Source organism: Roseomonas sp. GC11 (assembly GCF_024437745.1).
Taxonomy (GTDB): Bacteria; Pseudomonadota; Alphaproteobacteria; order Acetobacterales; family Acetobacteraceae; genus Pseudoroseomonas.
This window is the reverse complement of sequence record NZ_JANFNY010000093.1, coordinates 1-18248: the sequence shown is the minus strand read 5'-3', so window position 1 is coordinate 18248 and position 18248 is coordinate 1. Positions and strand designations below refer to the sequence as shown.

Here is an 18248-nt window from a genome sequence, read left to right as displayed (position 1 = left end):
GGGCGGGCATGGGCACCCCCCCGGAGAGCGCCTGAAGCTGCGCCAGCAGGGCCGGCTCGGCCGGGGCGTCGCGATGGGTGGCGAGCACGCCGGCGCGCTGGCGGCGCAGCGCATCGACCGTGGCGAGCAGCGTGGCGGCCACCGCCGCATCCACCGCCAGCCGGCCGCCCCGCGCCAGGCCCAGCACATCCTCGGCGGCATGGGCCACGGTCTTCATGCCCGGCGCGCCCAGGGCGTCGCTCATGCCCTTCAGGCTGTGGAAGGCGCGGAAGAGGGTGTTCACCTGCTCCCCGCGCAGCGGCGGGCCGGCATTCAGCAGGGCCTCGATGGTGTCGAGATGCTCGCCCGTCTCGGCGGCGAATTCGGCCCAGAGGTCGTCATCCTCGTCCAGCATGGCGTCAGGCTCCGGCGGAGAGGGCGGGCAGGCCGGCGGCGCGGCGGGCGGCGCGCAGGATGGCGGCGCCGTTGCGGTCCCGCAGATCGGGGCTGAAGGCGCCGGAGGGCTTGCCCACCACCGCCGCCGCCCCCAGCCGCCGCGCCCGCAGCGCCAGTTCCGAGCCCGGCCGCGCGGCGGAGGAGACCACCACCACCGCCCCATGGCCGGAGAGCGCCCAGGCCCGCAGCACGCCGATTCCATCCAGCAGCGGCATCTCGATGTCCAGCATGGTCAGGTCCGGGTGCAGGGCGGCGATGGCCTCCAGCGCGGCGCGGCCATCGGCGGCCTCGCCCACCACCTGGAAGGCGGGATCGCCGGACAGGGTCTCGCGCACCAGGCGGCGCATCATGGCGCTGTCATCCACCACCAGCACGCGGCGCGGCGGCGCGGCCTCGCAGACATGCGCGCCAACACCAGTGCCCGCCCCCATGCCCACCCCAGCGCCCACACCAGCACCAGCCTCGGGGGCGGCCTCGGGCGTGGGGGGGGCGGAGAGGGGCAGGTCCATGCCGGCAGCGCCGATCGCCTCCGCCTGGGCCGCCAGGGCGGCGGCGAGGCCGGGCAGGCCCGGCAGCCCGGGCTGCTCCAGCAGCGGCGGCGCCTCCTCCAGCAGGGCGAGCAGCGAGGCGATGCCGAAGGCGGCGGCCATGCCGCGCAGCTGGTCCAGCACCCGGCCCGCGGCGGCGGGGCCAGAGGGAAAAGAAGACCCCGGCGCAACGCCCTCCGGCGCAACGCCCTCTGGCCCAACGCCATCTGGCGCGGCGAGGGCGGCCAGCGCGGCGCAGCCCTGCCGCCATTCCGGCAGGAAGGCCTCCAGCAATTCCGGGTCCAGCGACGCGCTCATGGTCCCCTTTCCTGCCCCTCTTCCCGCATGCCGGGCACCCTCCCCGTGGCCGCCAATTCTTACAGGCGCAGCATGGCGGGGGCCAGCAGCGCGGCGGCGCGGCGGCCCAGCGCGGCGGGGTCGCCCTCCTCCACCACGGCGCCGGTGGCGCGGGCGGCCTCGGCGGCGGCGACCGGCATGCCGGCCACCACGCAGCTCGCCGCCGACTGCGCCAGCAGCACGGCGCCGCGCAGCGCCAGGGCGGCGGCCCCGGCGGCGCCATCGCGGCCCATGCCGGTCAGCACCACCGCCAGCGCCCGCTGCGCCACCAGCGCGGCGGAGTGGAAGAGCAGGTCCACCGAGGGATGCACCGGCCCCGGCCCCACCGCCAGCCGCAGCAGGAAGCCGCCATCGGCGGCGCGGGCCAGGTGGCCATCCGTGCCGCCGGGCAGCACCACCACCTCGCCCGGCGCCGGGTGCAGGCCGCGTTCGCCGAGCCGCACGGCGAGGCCGGTGCGGGCGGCGAGATGGCGCACCAGCTCCGGCCCCAGCTCCGCCGGCATGTGCTGGGCGACGAGGCAGGGCAGCGGCAGCGGCCCGCTGGCCAGCAGGAACTCGGCCACCGCGTCCGGCCCGCCGGTGGAGGCACCGAGCACCACCACATCGCAGCGCCCGGCGCGGCGCGGCGGCGGCGGCAGATCCGGGCCGGGCGGCGGCAGCGGCGGGGCGGCACGGCCATGGCCCTCGGGCAGCAGGGCGCGGGCGCGCTGCGCCGCCCAGTGGCGCAGCCGGCCGCGCAGCTCACGGTCGATCTGCCCGAGATCCAGCCCGGACAGGGCGGAGCCCTTCCACAGGTAATCCGCCGCCCCGCGCGCCAGGGCGGCCAGCGCCGCCTCCGAACCCTCCCGCGTGTGGTGGCTGACCATCACCACGGCGGGGGGCAGCGGCAGGGCCATCAGCCGCTCGGTGACGGCGAGGCCATCCAGCCCCGGCATCTCCAGGTCCAGCGCCACCACATCGGGGCGCAGCTTGGCAGCCAGCTCCAGGGCGGCGCTGCCATTGGCGGCCTCGCCCACCACCTTGAGGTCGCCCTCCGCCTCGATGATGCGCTTGAGGGCCATGCGCATGAAGCCACTGTCGTCGACCACCAGGACGCGGATCATGCCCCCCCCTCCGCCCCCTCCTTCGCCGGGCGCGCCGGGGTGGCGCGCCCGGCCAGCCACGCGGCGCGGCAGACCGGCAGGGGGCGGCCCTGGAAGCCGGCCAGCGCCGCCACCAGCCCCTCCCCCCCGCCGGCCCCTTCCGCGGGCGGCAGGGCGGTGATGGCGGCCTCCGGCACATGGCGCAGGCCGAGCACGGCGCTGACCGCCAGCGCCACCGGCGCCGGCCCGGCCAGGCGCAGCAGGGGCAGGCCCTCCGCCGCCTCCGGCCCGGCCAGCACCGGGGCGATGCCGAGCGCCTCCCCGGCGTCGCGCACCGGCAGCACATCGCCGCGATGGGAGACGACGCCGCGCACCCCGCCCCCCGCCAGCCCACCCGCCATCCCCTCGGCCAGCGGGGCCAGGGCGCAGGCCGGCCCTTCCTCCCGCGCCTCCTCCTGGCCGGGCACCGGGGCGGGGCGCTGGGGCGGCACCACGGCCGCCACCTCCTCGACCGGCAGGGCGAAGAGCAGGGCCCCGGCGCGTGCCAGCAGCAGCGGGCGGAGCGGCTCCGCCCGGCGCGGCGGGCGCGGCTGCCAGGGTGGGCAGAGGGCGCGCAGCGCCGCCGCCTCCGGCTTGGCCAGGGCGGCCTCCAGCAGGCCCGGGGGCGCGGCCCCGTCAGGCATGGCCCCGTTGTTGGGCGTGGCCCCGTCGGGCGTGACCCCGCCGGGCGTGACCCCGTCGGGCGTGGCTATCACCGGCACGGCGCGGTCACAGGGCAGGGCACAGAGCCGCCCCTCCACCGCCAGCACCGCCAGCAGCGGGGGGGCAGCCGTCTCCGGCAGGGTGGGGTCGAGCCAGCGCGGGTCCAGCACCGGCACCGGCACTTCCCCGGCGGGGCCGAGCCCGCTGGCCAGCCCCAGGCCGAGCGCGCCGCGCGGGCGCCCCGGCACCGGCTCCAGCGCCGGGGCGGGCACCACGCGGGCCAGCAGCGCCAGCGGCACCGCCATCCAGGCCTCGCCCAGGCCCAGCGCCAGCACCTCCGGCCGTGGCCGCGGCGCGGCGGCGGGGCGCGGGGCGGCCGGGGGCGGGGCGAGAGACGGGGCGGCGGCAAGGCCGGGGAAGGAGGCGGGCGCGGCCTCCTCCCCCGCCAGCGGCCAGGGCAGCGGCAGAGCACCGGGCGGGGCGGGGTCCAGCAGCGCCTCGCCCGTCAGCACGAGGCGCCCGGCGGGGCCGTGGCAGGCCAGCCAGACCGGGCCGGGCGCCCCTCCCGGCGCCAGCACCGGCACCGCCTGCCCCTCCAGCAGCACGAGGCCGAGCAGGCCCGGCGGCGCCTCGCCCAGACGTGGCAAGGGGCGCGGCGCCTGGGGCGGCAGGGGCGCCACCCCCTCGGGCAGGCGCCAGGGGCGGCCGCCCGCCAGCAGGGCCAGGCCGCTCATGCCCAGGGCTCCCTCATGCCCACGGCGCTCATGCCCACGGCGCTCATGCCCACGGCGCTCATGACAGCCGCCACAGCGCCGGATGCGCCTCCGACCAGAGCCGCAGGCCGAGGCCGGGCGGCGGCCGGTCGGTGGCACCGAGCAGCAGCGCCCCCCCCGGCGCGAGCCGCGCGCAAAGCCCGGCCAGCACCGCGGCCCGGGCCTCCTCCGTCAGGTAGATCAGCACGTTGCGGCACAGGATCACGTCGAAAGGCGCGGCGGCGGGCGGCAGGTCGAGCAGGTTGGCGCGGGCCACGGCCACCTCCACCGCCGGCCCGGGCCGGGCGCGCAGCCCGGCGGGGCCGGGCCGGAAAAAACCATGATAGGCCGGCGGCACCTCGCGCAGCGGGTCAGGCGGGCCAGGGTCGAACAGGCCGGTGGCGGCGCGCTCCAGCGCCGGGCGGCACAGGTCGAAGCCGGTGACCGAGGCCGCCAGCCCCTCCGCCGCCGCCAGCACGGCGAGACTCCACGGCTCCTCCCCCGTGGCGCAGCCGGCGGAGAGCAGGCGCAGCGGCCCGCCCCGCGCGCGCAGCGCCGGAAAGACCAGCGCCGGCAGCGCCAGCAATTGCGGCGCGGCGCGGAAGAGGCGCGTCTCCTGCACCGTCACCGCGTCGATCAGGGCGGACCAGAAGGGATCCTCCAGCCGGGGCGCGGCCCGCAGCGCCGCCCCCGCCCCGGCCAGCAGGGGCGCGGCGCGGCGCAAGCGGCCCTGGAGTACCTCGCTCCAGGCCATGCCGGCGAAGCGGCACAGGCCGGCGGCGGCCAGGGCTTCCGCCTCAGTCCCAGCGTCTGCACCTGCACCAGACTCAGCCCTGGCGGGGTCCATCCCGGTGCGCTCCATGCCCGCGGGCTCCGGGGAATCGGCCGGGGCGGAGGGGGAGGGAGCGGCAGCGGAGGGGGAGACAGGCCCGCCCCCACCGCCCACGTTCCCGCCGGCGCCCGGCCGGGTCAGACGGCCAGCGCCTCGGCGCGGGTGGCGTAGGCCGGGATGATTTTGTCGAAGCCGGAAATCTCGAAGACCTCGCGCACCGCCGGCTGCAGGCCGCAGACGCTGAAGCCGCGCCCGGCCGTCTTGGCCTGCTTGGCCGCCTTCAGCAGCACGCGCAGCCCGGCGGAGGAGACGTAGCGCACCGCCTCCAGATCGGCGACCACGCCGCCCTCCTCCAGCAGCGCCAGCAGCCTGGCCTCGGCCGCCGCCGCCGTGGCGGTGTCGAGCCGCCCCTCAAAGGCGGCAACCGTCACGCCCCCGGACTTGATCTCGGCGATCTGCATGTTCGTCACGCTCCTCTTCGCGTCGCGGCGCGGTGGCCGCCGGGGGCGATGCCGGGCGATACCCGCCCGCATGGCCCCCCTCGGTGCCTTAAGGTGACGCCGCTCTCAGCCCGCGTCCAGCACCGCCGTCAGGCAGTTGCGGCCACCCTCACGCCGGTAGTCCAGGGCGCGCACCATGCGCCGGACAAAATGAATGCCCAGGCCGCCGATCTCGCGCTCCTCCAGCGTTGCCTCGGTGTCGGGCTCGGTGCCCTCCAGCGGGTCGAAGGCCGGGCCGTCATCGATGATGCCGAGGTAGAGCTGCCCGCCCTCCAGGCTCAGGCGAATCTCGACGAAGCTGGCACCGGTGGCGTGCATGGCCACATTGGCCACCAGCTCCTCCGCCACCAGCGCCAGGCGATGCGCCACGCCCGCGGGCAGGTCGGCGCCCTCGGCGAAGGCTTCCAGCCGGTCCAGCAGTTCCGGAACGGCCTCAGCCTCAGGCCGCAGGCGCAGCGCCAGGTCCGTGCTTTGGGCCATGCAGGGCGGCTTCCCTCACTTCGACTCGCGGCAGGTTACCGCCCCGCGCCGCGCTTGTCAGGCGGCAGAGGGCCGCTTGACGTGGCTGCAACCCCACGCCATCCATCATCTGTAGAAATTTTGCGTTAAAAACAGCGCCTTGTGACATTTTCATGACAGAACCCGGGGCGCCGGGGCGGAGGCGGGCCATGCCGTGCAAACGGCTGCATGCGGAGCGGGACTGAGGCGATGGACAGTCTCGCCGGCATTTTCGGTGGCCTCGGCCTGTTTTTCCTCGGCGTGAAGGGGGTGGGCGCCGGGCTCCAGGCCATGGGCGGGCGCCGCATGCGCGCCCTCATGGCCCATGCCACGCGCGGCGCCCCGCGCGCGGCCCTGATGGGGCTGCTGCTCGGCGCGCTGACGCAATCCTCCAACGCCGTCACCTTCATCGCCACCAGCCTGCACACCGTCGGGCTGCTGCCGCTGGCGCGCGCCCTGCCGGCGCTGGCCTGGTGCAATGCCGGCACCGCCGGGCTGGTGCTGCTGGCCACCATCGACCTGCGGCTGGCGGTGCTCTGGCTCTTCGGCGCCGTGGGCTTCGCCACCTATTTCGGGCTGGATGCGGGTGGGCGGCTGAAGCCGGTGCTCGGCGCGCTGGCCGGGCTTGGCCTGCTCTTCCTCGGCCTCGCCACGGTGAAGGCCGGCGCCGCGCCAATGCGCGACCTGCCGGCGGTACGCGATCTGCTGGCCGCCGCCGGCGGCGCCCTGCTGCCGCCCTTCCTCATCGGCACGCTGGTGACGGTGGTGGCGCAATCCTCCTCCACCGTCACCATCCTGGCCATCACCCTGGCCGGGCTCGGGCTGCTCGGCCTCGAGCAGACGGCGATGGTGGTCTATGGCGCCTCGCTCGGCTCGGGGCTGTCGGTGCTGCTGCTCTCGGGCAATCTGCGCGGCTCGGCCCGGCAGCTCGCGCTCTACCAGATGCTGTTCAAGGCGGCGGGGACGCTGCTCTTCCTGCTGCTGTTCTGGGTGGAGCAGCAGGGCGTGCCGCTGGTGCTGGCGGCCACCGGCAGGCTGGCCACCGCCCTGCCGGAGCGCATCGGCTGGCTGTTCCTGCTGTTCCAGCTGGTCACGGCGCTGGCCCTGGCGCCCCTCGGCGGGCCGGCCATGGCGCTGCTGCGCCGCCTCTCCCCGCCCGGCGCGGCGGAGGCGCTCGGCCGCCCGCGCTTCCTCTACGACCAGGCGCTGGACCACGCCCCCACGGCGCTGGAGCTGGTGGAGCGCGAGCAGGCAGCCCTGGCCGCGCGCCTGCCCGGGCTGCTGGCGCCGCTGCTGGAGCCGGTGCCGGAGGAGGCGCCCCGCGCCCAGCGCCTGGCCGCCGCCGCCAGCGTCGAACAGGCGGTGCGCCATTTCCTGGCCGAACTGCTGACGCGCGACCCCGGCCCGGATTCGCTGCTCCAGGTGGTGGCGCTGGAGAGCCGAAACGACCTCCTGGCCGCGCTGCGCGAGACGGTGGGCGAATTCGCCACGGCGCTGGAGGAAACCCGGGCCCGGGGCGCGGCGGACCCCGTGGCCGGGCCGCTGCGCGCCATGGCCGAGGCGCTCCACCTGCTGCTCCAGCAGCTGGACGAGGCCAGCGGGCGGCGGGAGGCGGAGGATCTGGCCCTGCTGCGCGCCCTCTCCGCCGACCGCTCGGAGATGATGGACCGGCTGCGCCGCCGCGTGGCGCGGATGGAGGGGGCGATGGCGCCGGGCGGTCACGAGCTGTTGTTCCGCGCCACGGCGCTGTTCGAGCGCGCGGTGTGGCTGATCCGGCGGCAGGCGCTGCTGATGGAGCCTTCCCCGGCGGAAAGCCCGCAGCGGGAAGGCTGGGGGGCTGAGCGCCCCCCAGGCCCCGCTTTCAGCCTGCATCCCTCCTGAGGGCGCTTCCGCCCTCCCCGCCCGCCCGCTAGCTTGGCCGCAAGGGCTCACGGGTTGAGACGAAGGATCTGTTTTTGCGGAACGCAGCGTGATGCGCGCGGGCTTCTGGCATGCCCTGCGCGACGGGATGGACCGGCGGCGCGACAAGCCGATGGACCGCCCCCCGGATATGGTCCACGCCCCCGGCGACGTGCCGCCCGCGGGCGACACGGCGGCGCTGGCGCTGCAACAGCTGGCCATTCAGTCCATCTATTTCCTGCTGCCGGGGGTGGTGGCCACGGCCTTCGGCGAGGGGGCGCTGGCGGCCACGCGCTTCCTCTGCCTCTCCCTGCTGGTGCTGGGGCTGGCCGGGCTGCTGCAGGTGGCGCGGCGCGGGCCGCTCGGCTCGGGCTATGCCCTGCCCTCCATCCCCTCCCCCGTCTTCGTCGCCGTCTATGCCCTGGCGGCGCAGCAGGTGGCGCTGCCCCAGGCTTCGGCCCTGGTCATGGTGGCGGGGCTGGCGGGCATGGCCGTGGCGCTGCTGCTGCCCCGGCTCAGCCGGCTGGTGCCCACCGAGGTGGCGGGCGTCGTCGTCTTCCTGATCGGCGTCAGCCTGCTGCCCCGCGCCCTGGCGTCAGCCCGGCCGGAGGGCCTGGACCCGGCGCAGCAGGGCCTTTCCGCCGCCGTGGCGCTGGGCGGGCTGGCGCTGATGATCCTGGTGGCGCTCAGCCGCACCCGCTTCGCCCGCTTCGGCGCGCTGATCGGCGCCGGGGTGGCGCTGGCGGTGGCGGCGGCGCTCGGGCTGACGCCGCCGGGGGCGCAGGGCACCCTGGCCGGGCTGCCCTGGCTGGAACTGCCCCGGCCGCAATGGCCGGATGTCTCGGGCTTCGACTGGGCCCTGCTGCCGGCGGCGCTGGCGGCGGCCTGTGCCTCCATCGCCTCCTGGCTCGGTGACCTCGTGGCCTTCCAGCGCGCCGCCGATGGCAGTTGGAAGCGCCCGGACGAGCCACCGCTGCGGCGCGGCATCCTGGCCGGCTTCGGCGCCGTCACCCTGGCGGGGCTGCTGGGAGGGATGGCGCCCGGCACCTCCTCCGCCTGCGTCGGGCTGGCCATCGCCTCCCGCAGCCTGGCGCGCATGGTCACGGTGGCGGGGGCGCTGCTGCTGCTGGCGCTCTCCTGCTCGCCACGCATCGTCGGCCTCTTCGTGCTGGTGCCGGACCCGGTGAAGGCGGCGCTGCTCGGCTATGTCTGCTGCTTCATGATGGCGGCGGGGTGCCAGCTCGTCACGGCGCGGATGCTGGATGCGCGGCGCACCTTCGTCGCCGGGCTGGGCCTCTGCGCCGGGCTGGGCGTGGTGATCGCCCCCGCCCTGGCGGAGCAGATCCTGCCCCGCGCGCTGCAAAGCCCCGTCACCGCCGGGGCGCTGGTGGCCTTCACCCTGAACCTGCTGACCCTGCCCTTCGTCACCCGGCAGGCGCGCTTCGAGCTGCCGCTGGATGCCCGCCTGCCCGCCCGCGTGGAAGACCACGCCGTGGCCCTGGGCGGCGCCTGGGGCACGCGGCGCGGCACCATGGACCGCATGGCCCATGCGCTGCTCGAACTCGGCGAATTGCTGGCCGACCGCGGCGAGCGCAGCCTGATGGCGGAAGCCCGCTTCGCCGAGGACCGGGTGACGCTGACCCTGCGCCATGGCGGCCGCCCCCTGCCCGCCCCCACGCCACGCCCGGAAGCCGCCGACCTGGAAGGGCCGCAGGAGGCACGGGAAGCCTTCGCCCTCTGGCTCGCCACGCGCGAGGCCAGCGGCTTCAGCCGGCGCGCCCTGCCGGAGGGAGGAGAAATCCGGCTGGAGTTTTTGGATTAAACAGAGAACCTTCTTTTTCTGAAGAAAAAGAAGCAAAAAGACTCTTTCAGTTTGACGTCCCGCCTCAGGCCCGAGGCGGGACGCCAACTGAAAAAAGTTTTTTGGTTCTTTTTTTTCAAAAAAGAACGTCTTGCTCAGACATGCTCCAGGTCCAGCGCATAGCCCGCGCTGCGGACGGTGCGGATGATGTCCACCTCGCCCTCGCCATTCACCGCCTTGCGCAGGCGGCGGATATGCACATCCACGGTGCGCGGCTCAACATGGATGTCACGGCCCCAGACGGCGTCCAGCAACTGCTCGCGCGAGAAGACGCGGCCCGGATGCTGGAGGAAGAATTCGAGCAGGCGGTATTCCGTCGGCCCGAGATGGAGCGGGCGCCCGGCGCGGGAGACGCGGTGGGCATCCTGGTCCATGGTCACATCCTGCCAGGCCAGCGTGCCCTTGGTGGCGACGCCGCCGGAGCGGCGCAGCAGGGCGCGGATGCGCGCCATCAGCGCATCCATCACATAGGGCTTGGCGATATAGTCATCCGCGCCGGTATCGAGGGCGCGGACGGCGTCCTGGTCCTCCGTCCGCGCGGTGACCATGATGATGGGCAGCTCGCGCGTCTCGGGGCGGCGGCGCAGCTGGCGGCAGACTTCCAGCCCGGAGAGGGCCGGCAGCATCCAGTCCAGCAGGACGAGGTCGGGCGGCGCCTCGGCCACGCGCATCAGTGCCTCCTGGCCATCGGCGGCCTCGTCCACGCGGAAGCCCTGCTTCTCCAGGTTGTAGCGCAGCAGGGTCAGCAGCGGCGCCTCGTCCTCGACCACCAGGATGGTCGGGCGGGCCATGCCGGAATGCGGCTCGGCCATGCCGGGGGTTCTCCTGCCGCGCTCAGACGGGCGGGCGGACGACGGTGTAGGCGGAAGCATCGGATTTCGGCCTGTCCTCGGGGAGCGCGTGGCCCAGCACGGCGTAGTGCACGATTTCCGCGATATTCGTCGCGTGGTCGCCGATGCGCTCGAAATTCTTGGCAATGAAGAGCAGATGGGTGGCCGCGGTGATGTTGCGCGGGTCTTCCATCATATGGGTCAGCATCTCGCGGAAGATGCCGTTGTAGATGTCGTCCACCGGCGCATCGGCGCCCCAGACGCGCTCGGCCGCGGCGGCGTCTTCCCTGACGAGGGCGTCGATCGCGTCCTTCAGGTTTTCCTGCACCAGCTTGGCCATCCACTGGAAGCCGTTCAGGCTACCGAGCTGCGGCTGCTGGGAGACGACGATGGCGCGCTTGGCCGCGTTGCGGGCATAGTCGCCGATGCGCTCGATATCGGTCGAGACCTTCATGGCCGCGACGATGAGGCGGAGATCGGCGGCCATCGGCTGGCGCAGCGCCAGCAGGCGGACACAGAAATTCTCGATCTCCGTCTCCAGCGCGTCGATCTCGCCGTCACGGCCGACCACCTCGGTGGCCAGCTCGGTGTCGCGGCGGATGAGGGCGGTGGCGGCATCGGCCACCTGGCGCTCGGCGAGGCCGCCCATGCGGGCCACCATCTCGCGCAGGCGCTTCAGCTGTTCTTCGTAGGACCGCACGATATGCTCGCTCTGCTGCTCGGGGGCTTCGGTCTGCATGAGAGGGTCCTCGTCAGCCGAAGCGGCCGGTGATGTATTCCTGGGTCTTCTTCTGCTTGGGCGCGGTGAACATCTCCTCCGCCGGCGCCACCTCGATGAGTTCACCGAGGTAGAAGAAGGCCACCTGATCCGCGCAGCGCGCCGCCTGCTGCATGTTGTGCGTGACGATGGCGATGGTGAAGTCCTGCTTCAGCTCGTCGATCAGCTCCTCGATCTTCAGCGTCGAGATCGGGTCCAGCGCCGAGGTCGGCTCGTCGAGCAGGATGACCTCCGGCCGCACCGCGATGGTGCGGGCGATGCAGAGGCGCTGCTGCTGGCCGCCGGAGAGGCCCATGGCGGAGCTGTTCAGCCGGTCCTTCACCTCGCCCCAGATGGCGGCGCGGGTCAGCGCCCATTCGATGCGCTCATCCATCTGGCTCTTGGAGAGGCGCTCATGCAGGCGGATGCCGAAGGCGATGTTCTCGTAGATCGTCATCGGGAAGGGGGTGGGCTTCTGGAACACCATCCCGATGCGCGAGCGCAGCGCGTTCATGTCGACATCACTGTCGAGGATGTTCTTGCCATCCAGCAGCACCTCGCCGGTGGCGCGCTGGCCCGGATAGAGGCTGTACATCCGGTTGAGGATGCGCAGCAGGGTGGACTTGCCGCAGCCGGAGGGGCCGATCATGCCCGTCACCTGCCGGTCCGGCAGGTCGAGGTTGATGCCCTTCAGCGCCTTGTTGGCCCCGTAGAAGAATTCCAGGTTGCGGATGGCGATCCGCGCCGGGTTCAGCGCCGCGCCGGAACGGGCCTGGATGGTGCCGAGGCCGGCTTCGGTGTTCGCGGTGGTCATGGAAGCGCTCATCTGTTCCTCACTTCCGGCGCAGCAGGCTGCGCGCCGCGATGTTGAGCCCGAGCACGCCGAGCGTGATGATCAGGGCGCCGGCCCAGGCGAGGGCGATCCAGTCCTGATAGGGCGAGCCGGCATAGGCGAAGATGGTGACGGGCAGGCTGGACATGGGCGCCGCGAGGCTGAGCGACCAGTTCAGGTTGCCGAGGGAGGTGAAGAGCAGCGGCGCCGTCTCGCCGGCCACGCGGGCGACGGCCAGCAGCACGCCGGTGACGATGCCCGAGGCGGCGGCACGCCAGCAGACCAGCGTCACCATCTTCCACTTCGGCGCGCCGAGGCCGATCACCGCCTCGCGCAGCGTGTCGGGCAGCAGGCGGAGCATGTCCTCCGTCGTGCGCACCACGATGGGGATGACGATGACGGCGAGCGCCGCCGTGCCGGCCCAGCCGGAGAAGCCGCCGAAGGGCACCACCAGCACCTGATAGACGAAGAGGCCGATCAGGATGGAGGGGGCGGAGAGCAGGATATCCGAGACGAAGCGCACCGCGTTGGCGAGCGGCGAGGCCTTCGAATACTCGGCCAGGTAGGTGCCGACGAGCAGGCCGATGGGCGTGCCGATGGCGGTGCCGATGCCGGTCTGGATCAGGCTGCCGATGATGGGGTTCAGCAGGCCGCCGCCGGAGCCGGGCGGGCGGGTCATCTCGGTGAAGACCTTGAGGTCCAGCGCGGCGAAGCCGTTCCAGAACAGCGTGCCCAGGATGGAGAAGAGCAGCGCGAGGCCGATGCCGGTGGCCCCGTAGCAGGCGGCCTTCACCGCCAGGGCGATGGCGCGGCGGCGGCGGCCGAGGGCGGCGGCGACGCGCAGGTCCTTGGCGGGGCCGCTGGCGGCGGCGGGGGCGGGGCCGCTGGCGGGCGGCAGGGTGGTGGCGCTCATGGCCTCAGCCCTTCAGCCGCTGGCGCAGCAGCAGGCGCGAGGCGGCGAGCACGATGAAGGAAATGACGAAGAGGATGAAGCCCAGCCCCAGCAGGGCGGAGAGCTTCAGGCTGCCCAGCTCGCTCTCGCCGAATTCCAGCGCGACGAGGGAGGCGATGGTGTTGCCCGGCCCGAAGAGGCTGGCGGAGATGCGGTTGGCATTGCCGATGACGAAGGTGACGGCCATCGTCTCGCCCAGCGCGCGGCCGAGGCCCAGCATGATGCCGCCGACGACGGAGACGCGCGTGTAGGGCAGCACGACGTTGCGCACCACCTCCCACTGCGTGCAGCCGAGGCCGTAGGCGCTTTCCTTGTAGACCGGCGGCACCGTCTCGAAGACATCGCGCATGGTGGCGGCGATGAAGGGCAGCACCATGATCGCCAGGATCAGCGCGGCGGTGAAGATGCCGGTGCCGAAGGGCGGGCCGGCGAAGAGGTCGCCCAGCAGCGGCAGTTCGCCCAGCGTGTCGATGACGAAGGGCTGCACCACCTGGGACATGAAGGGGACGATCAGGAAAAAGCCCCACATGCCGTAGATGATGGAGGGCACCGCGGCGAGCAGCTCGACCGCCGTGCCGACGGGGCGCTTCAGCCAGGCGGGCGCCAGCTCGGTGAGGTAGAAGGCGACGCCGAAGGCGAGCGGCACGGCGAAGACCAGCGCCAGCACGGCGGTGATGAGGGTGCCATAGATGGAGACGCCGGCGCCGAAGACCTCCTGCACCGGGTCCCATTCCGTCGAGGTGACGAAGCCGGGGCCGAAGGCGCGGAAGGCCTGCAGCCCGCCGAGGAACAGCTCCAGGATGATGGCGCCGAGGAGGAGGAGCACGAAGACGCCCGCGCCGCGGCAGGCGGCGGCGAAGATGGCGTCGCCGAGCGCGCCGGAGCTCTGGCCGCGGCGGAGCGGCAGGCCGGAAGGCGGCGCCGCGTCGGCGGTGGGGGTTGCAGCCTGCTGCAAGGTCACGCTCCGGGAAACCAGGGAAGGAAAGCCGTGGGTCGGGAAGGCCGGGGGCGGCGGGCGGTGCCGCCGCGCCGGCCTGCGGAAGCGGGCGGGCCTCGGGAGGCGCCGCCCGCGATGCGGTCCGCTTCTAGCCGCGCCTCAGCGCGCCGGCCAGACCGGCTTGCCGTCCACCTGCACCTGGGCCCAGGCGGCGCGGATGGCGTTCTCGACAGCCTCCGGCAGCGGGATGTAGTCGAGCTGGGTGGCCACCTGGTCACCATGGCTGAAGGCCCAGTCGAAGAACTTCAGCACGTTCTGGGCCCGCGTCGCGTCCTGCGGGTTCTTGGGCAGCAGGATGAAGGTGGGGGAGACGATCGGCCAGGACTTCTCGCCCTGGGTGTCCACCAGGCTGGCGGCGAAGTTCGGCGCGCTCCAGTCGGCATTGGCGGCGGCGGCCTGGAAGGCCTCCGGCGTCGGCGTCACGTAGTTGCCGGCCTTGTTGCGCAGCTGGGTGGTGACGAGGTGGTTCTGCTCGGCATAGGCCTGCTCGACATAGCCGATGGCGCCGCGCACCTGGCGCACCGTGCCGGCAACACCCTCATTGCCGCGCGAGCCCGTGCCCGTCGGCCACTTCACCGAGGTGCCGACGCCGACCTGCTTCTGGAAATCCGGCGAGACGGCGGCGAGGTAGGACACCCACACGAAGGTCGTGCCCGAGCCATCGGCGCGGTAGACCGGGGCGATGGCGAGGTTCGGCAGGGTGAGGCCCGGGTTCATCTCGACCAGCCGGGCATCGTTCCACTTGGTGATCTTGCCCAGGTAGATCTCGGCCAGGATCTCGCCCGTCAGGCGCATCCTGTTGGTCTCGACGCCCGGGATGTTCACGATGGCGACGAGGCTGCCCATGGTGGCCGGGAACTGCAGGAGGTTGTGCTCGCGCAGCTGCTCGGCGGTCATCGGGGCGTCGGAGGCGCCGAAATCCACGGTGCGGTTGCGGATCTGCGCCTGGCCGGCGCCCGAGCCCACGGACTGGTAGTTCAGCTGGATGCCGGTGGCGGCCTTCGCCGCCTCACCCCACTTCTGATAGAGCGGGTTGGGGAAGCTCGCGCCCGCGCCGGTGATGGTGGCCTGCTGGGCGCCCGCCGTCATCGAAAGGCCGATCGTCGCCACAAGGCCGGCCGCCAGGGCCAGAAGCCGATTGCTCACCATGTCTCTCCGTCTTTGGGCCCCGCCATGTGACTGTGTCGTGTGACTGGCCGCGGGGCCGGTTCGGTCGAGGGGCCTTCTAGGACAGGGTGGCGACTGTTCTATTTCAGAATTATGAAGCTTCGATGACAGAGGCCCTTTGAGGCACAGGTCTATACAAATTCTCTGCCTGTCGGCGCGGGGACGGGCGGCCCCCTGCCCCGCCGCGCGGCCCGGAAAGCCTGACCCACCAGCCCTTCCCCCGCCGCCCGGCGGGGGGCGCCCCCTCCGGCGGCCGGGCAACGGCCATGGGGGGGGGACAGGCCGGGGAAAGACAGGCCAGGGGAAGAACAGGCCAGGGCAAAAAAAGTCAGGCCAAGCCCGGCCGCACGAAGTCAGGGCGGCGCGGTGGGCGGGCCTCAGGGGCGCGGGGCCGTCTCCTCCAGGGTCTTCCCCAAGGTCTCCCCAGGGGCCTGCTCCCGCCGGACATCATCCCGCCTTGGGTCATCGGCCGCTGGTTCCTCCCAGCCGGTGCTGCCGCCGGGGCCGGTGGTGGCCGACGGATCACTGGCCGGGAAACTGTCCTCCAGCGCCTTGTCCAGCGTCTTCTCCTGCCGCCGCCGCGCGGCGCCCGCGGGCGGCGTGCCGTGCTGGTCGGGCTGCGGGGTGGATTTCGGGTCCGGCATGCTCGGGGTGGGGGTATGGGTCATCTCTGTCCTCCCTGGCCGGCGGGCCAGGACGGCCCACCTCCCCCAGCAACCCGCCCGCCGCCAGCAGGTTGCGCCCGCTCTTCTCCCCCCGCTTCTCCCCCCGCTTCTCCCCTGGCCCCAACCCCAGCCCTGGCCGCGCGCAACCGGCCAGCGGCATCCACAGCCGGCCTCTTTCCTGTCGAGCCGGAGCCATGACATGGCTAAGCTCTGGCAAGAACGCGTGAGGCCCGTTTGCCATGGCGAAGAATGGCGTGACACCCGCCGGAGGAGACCGGCCAACGCCCCCCGGCGAGGAGATCGCGCCGCCCCTCGGGGAGGCAGCCTCCCCCGCTCTCTCCCACGCTCTCTCCCCTGCGGCCCACACGGCCCAGGGGCCGGCGCCATGCCAGGACGCGCCCACGGGCATCGCCCTGCCAGAAGCCGCCCCCCCGGAAACACCCCTGCCCGAGGGCCTGCGCGACTGGATCGACGGCCGGATCCGCGAGGCCTACCGCGCCACCGAGAGCGAACCCCTGCCGGACCACCTGGTGGCCCTGCTCCGCCGCCTTCGCCCGTCCCTGCACTGAAGGGCCGCGCTCCGCCTTCGCGGGAGTGTCACCCAACCGCCATGCGGGTGACGCCATCGCCGGTCCAAAGCCACCGCTGCGTCACCGCGGAATCCCGGCATGCCCGATACCCTCCTGCCCACCACCCCCCGGCGCCCCTCCGCCAATGCCGCCCTCTTCCTGCGGCGCTGGCTGGCCAACCCGCTGCAGATGGGCTCGGTGGTCCCCTCCTCCCCCACCCTGTGCCGCCGCATCGCCGCGCTGGTGCAGGCCGGGCCGGAGGAATACGTGCTGGAACTCGGCGCCGGCACCGGCGTGCTCTCCCGCGCCCTGCTCGACCGGGGCGTGCCGCCGGAACGCCTCGTCGTCGTCGAGATCGTGCCCGACATGGCCGCGCATCTCCGCCGCACCCTGCCCGGCGTCCACGTCATCCAGGGCGATGCCTTCGCCCTCGCCGAATGCCTCCCCCCCGCCATCCAGGGCCGCATCGGCGCCGTCATCTGTGGCATTCCCCTGGTGCTGCTGCCGCTGGAACGCCAGCGCGCCTTCCTCGGCAGCGTCGGGCGCGTGGCTCCGGGGCTGGGCTTCCTGCTCTACAGCTATTGCATCACCTCGCCCCTGCCCTGGCGCCGCCTCGGCCTGTCCGCCCGGCGCGAAGCCTGGACGCCGCGCAACTTCCCGCCCGCCAGCATCTGGCGGTACAGGCCGGCCGAGGGCTGAATTTCCCCAGGACAACAGGCCCAGAAGACCCGGTAGGGCGGCCCGGACAGCGCCTCACCAGGGGCAGGGGGGAAGGCCCAGGGCGCGCTCCAGCAGGTGGGAGGGCAACAGCCCCGCCACGCGGGGGCGCCGCTCGCCGGGGGCGGTGTCCAGGCCCAGCTCCGCCTGGAAGCCGGGGCCCAGCCCCTCGGTCAGCAGCGTGGCGAAATCCGGGTCGAACTGCGCGCCGGAACAGGCCCGCACCTCGGCCAGCGCCGCCGCCACGCTGAGATGGCGGCGATACGCCCGGCCGGGCTCGATCATCGCGACGAAGGAATCGGCCACGCAGGCGGCCCGCACCAGCGGGCAGAGCCCGCTGGCCGGCACGCCGGAGGGGTAGCCGCCCCCCTCCCAGCGTTCGTGGTGCTCCCGTGCCACGGCCACCACCTCCGCCGGGAAACGCAGCGCCGCCAGCGTCTCCGCCCCCGTCACCGGATGGGCGCGGATGAGGCGCTGCTCCGCCTCGTCCAGCCGCCGCGCGGCATCGAGCAGCGCCGCCGGGACGAAGATCTTGCCCAGGTCGTGCAGCAGCCCGGCCGCCACCACCAGCGGCGCATCGCCCAGCCCGTCCGGCCGATGCGACCACATGGCCAGCATCACCGTCGCCACCCGCACGGAATGATCCGCCGTCGCCGGATGGTGGTGCCGCAACGCGCCGAGCAGGCGCAGGCTCTGCCGCGACAGGTCGTCGAACCCGGCGGATGCTTCCCCGGCAAGGGTCATGTCGGGCCTCCCCTCAGGACGGGCTGTGGTCGAGGTCGTGCTGGCGCAGCGCCTCCAGCCGGGCCCGCAGCTCGGCCAGGGTGCAGGGCTTGGCCAGCAGGGGAAATTCCTCCTCCGCCGCCCCATTGGGCGGGGCCGCGGCGGCGAAGGCGGAGACCAGCAGCACCCGCAGCCGCGGCAGGCGCCGCCGCAGGGCGCGCGCCAGCGCCACCCCGCTGATCCCGCCCGGCAACACCACATCGGCCAGCAACAGCAGCGGGCGCAGGCCCTGCTCCACCGCGCGCAGCGCCGCCGGGCCATCCGCCACCGCCGTGACCCGGTAGCCGAGCCCGGAGAGCTGCGCCGCCATGTGGTCGCGCAACAGGGCATCATCATCGACCAGCAGCAGCGGCGCCGGGGCGACCGGCATGGGATGCGCCGGGGCGAGCGGCAGGCGCAGCACCATGCCCCCCGCCTCCTCCACCAGTTCCAGGCCAAGGCCCGGCGGTGGCGCGGGCGGCGGCGCGGCGGGCCAGGGCAGCGGCTGACCGGCGCCGTCGCGCAGCCACAGCGCCAGCAGCCCCGGCCCGGCGC

General features: G+C 73.9%; 20 protein-coding genes. 4 read left to right on the top strand and 16 right to left on the bottom strand.

Annotated features, from left to right (window positions below; all coding sequences use genetic code 11):
• The 7 genes from NON00_RS21255 to NON00_RS21220 form a co-directional block, all read right to left on the bottom strand.
• Nucleotides 1-394 (bottom strand): Hpt domain-containing protein (locus NON00_RS21255; RefSeq protein ID WP_256024751.1); only part of this gene is annotated, 394 nt, incomplete at its 3' end.
• Between the two features lie 4 nt (nt 395-398).
• Nucleotides 399-1280, bottom strand: coding sequence for a response regulator (locus NON00_RS21250; RefSeq protein WP_256024750.1), 882 nt, complete (start codon nt 1278-1280; stop codon nt 399-401).
• A gap of 59 nt (nt 1281-1339) precedes the next feature.
• Nucleotides 1340-2422, bottom strand: a complete 1083-nt coding sequence (locus tag NON00_RS24840; protein ID WP_305123496.1) for a chemotaxis protein CheB — start codon at nt 2420-2422, stop codon at nt 1340-1342.
• Nucleotides 2419-3837: a chemotaxis protein CheW gene (locus NON00_RS21235; protein ID WP_256024749.1), complete on the bottom strand. Its 1419-nt coding sequence runs from the start codon at nt 3835-3837 to the stop codon at nt 2419-2421. The genes NON00_RS24840 and NON00_RS21235 overlap by 4 nt, the downstream gene beginning before the upstream one ends.
• 58 nt (nt 3838-3895) lie before the next feature.
• A complete protein-coding gene (locus NON00_RS21230; RefSeq protein WP_256024748.1) occupies nt 3896-4717 on the bottom strand; it encodes a protein-glutamate O-methyltransferase CheR in 822 nt (273 codons plus the stop codon).
• A 107-nt stretch (nt 4718-4824) separates the two neighbouring features.
• Nucleotides 4825-5148 carry an STAS domain-containing protein gene (locus tag NON00_RS21225; protein WP_256024753.1) on the bottom strand — a complete coding sequence of 108 codons (324 nt, stop codon included), beginning with the start codon at nt 5146-5148 and terminating at the stop codon, nt 4825-4827.
• Between the two features lie 105 nt (nt 5149-5253).
• Nucleotides 5254-5667, bottom strand: a complete 414-nt coding sequence (locus NON00_RS21220; RefSeq protein WP_256024747.1) for an ATP-binding protein — start codon at nt 5665-5667, stop codon at nt 5254-5256.
• A 228-nt stretch (nt 5668-5895) separates the two neighbouring features.
• On the opposite strand from NON00_RS21220, the gene NON00_RS21215 reads away from it, so the two are divergent.
• Together NON00_RS21215 and NON00_RS21210 are read left to right on the top strand one after the other, a co-directional pair.
• A complete protein-coding gene (locus NON00_RS21215) occupies nt 5896-7566 on the top strand; it encodes a Na/Pi symporter (RefSeq protein ID WP_256024746.1) in 1671 nt (556 codons plus the stop codon).
• Nucleotides 7567-7657: 91 nt separating this feature from the next.
• Nucleotides 7658-9406, top strand: a complete 1749-nt coding sequence (locus NON00_RS21210; RefSeq protein WP_256024745.1) for a solute carrier family 23 protein — start codon at nt 7658-7660, stop codon at nt 9404-9406.
• Between the two features lie 134 nt (nt 9407-9540).
• Here the strand turns inward: NON00_RS21210 and phoB are convergent, their stop codons facing one another.
• The 7 genes from phoB to NON00_RS21175 form a co-directional block, all read right to left on the bottom strand.
• Nucleotides 9541-10257, bottom strand: a complete 717-nt coding sequence (phoB, locus tag NON00_RS21205) for a phosphate regulon transcriptional regulator PhoB (protein WP_256024744.1) — start codon at nt 10255-10257, stop codon at nt 9541-9543.
• Between the two features lie 22 nt (nt 10258-10279).
• The gene (gene phoU / locus NON00_RS21200) at nt 10280-11014 is read right to left on the bottom strand and encodes a phosphate signaling complex protein PhoU (protein ID WP_256024743.1); all 735 of its coding nucleotides are present in this window, start codon (nt 11012-11014) and stop codon (nt 10280-10282) included.
• A gap of 13 nt (nt 11015-11027) precedes the next feature.
• Nucleotides 11028-11858: a phosphate ABC transporter ATP-binding protein PstB gene (gene pstB / locus NON00_RS21195; RefSeq protein WP_370688754.1), complete on the bottom strand. Its 831-nt coding sequence runs from the start codon at nt 11856-11858 to the stop codon at nt 11028-11030.
• Between the two features lie 7 nt (nt 11859-11865).
• A complete protein-coding gene (gene pstA, locus NON00_RS21190) occupies nt 11866-12777 on the bottom strand; it encodes a phosphate ABC transporter permease PstA (protein WP_256024741.1) in 912 nt (303 codons plus the stop codon).
• A 4-nt stretch (nt 12778-12781) separates the two neighbouring features.
• Nucleotides 12782-13771 (bottom strand): phosphate ABC transporter permease subunit PstC, encoded by a 990-nt coding sequence (gene pstC / locus NON00_RS21185; protein ID WP_370688753.1) that lies wholly within the window; start codon nt 13769-13771, stop codon nt 12782-12784.
• A 141-nt stretch (nt 13772-13912) separates the two neighbouring features.
• Nucleotides 13913-14962, bottom strand: a complete 1050-nt coding sequence (gene pstS, locus NON00_RS21180; protein ID WP_256024740.1) for a phosphate ABC transporter substrate-binding protein PstS — start codon at nt 14960-14962, stop codon at nt 13913-13915.
• A gap of 395 nt (nt 14963-15357) precedes the next feature.
• Entirely contained in the window at nt 15358-15648 is a 291-nt protein-coding gene (locus tag NON00_RS21175; RefSeq protein WP_256024739.1) for a hypothetical protein, read from the bottom strand.
• 236 nt (nt 15649-15884) lie between these two features.
• Here NON00_RS21175 and NON00_RS21170 point away from each other — a divergent pair, with 236 nt between their 5' ends.
• Both NON00_RS21170 and NON00_RS21165 read left to right on the top strand, forming a co-directional pair.
• Nucleotides 15885-16214 carry a NepR family anti-sigma factor gene (locus NON00_RS21170; RefSeq protein ID WP_256024738.1) on the top strand — a complete coding sequence of 110 codons (330 nt, stop codon included), beginning with the start codon at nt 15885-15887 and terminating at the stop codon, nt 16212-16214.
• Between the two features lie 99 nt (nt 16215-16313).
• Nucleotides 16314-16913 carry a class I SAM-dependent methyltransferase gene (locus NON00_RS21165; RefSeq protein ID WP_256024737.1) on the top strand — a complete coding sequence of 200 codons (600 nt, stop codon included), beginning with the start codon at nt 16314-16316 and terminating at the stop codon, nt 16911-16913.
• A gap of 54 nt (nt 16914-16967) precedes the next feature.
• On the opposite strand, the gene NON00_RS21160 is transcribed toward NON00_RS21165, so the two are convergent.
• Both NON00_RS21160 and NON00_RS21155 read right to left on the bottom strand, forming a co-directional pair.
• Nucleotides 16968-17675: an HD-GYP domain-containing protein gene (locus tag NON00_RS21160; protein WP_256024736.1), complete on the bottom strand. Its 708-nt coding sequence runs from the start codon at nt 17673-17675 to the stop codon at nt 16968-16970.
• A gap of 13 nt (nt 17676-17688) precedes the next feature.
• Nucleotides 17689-18248 (bottom strand): response regulator (locus NON00_RS21155; protein ID WP_256024735.1); only part of this gene is annotated, 560 nt, incomplete at its 5' end.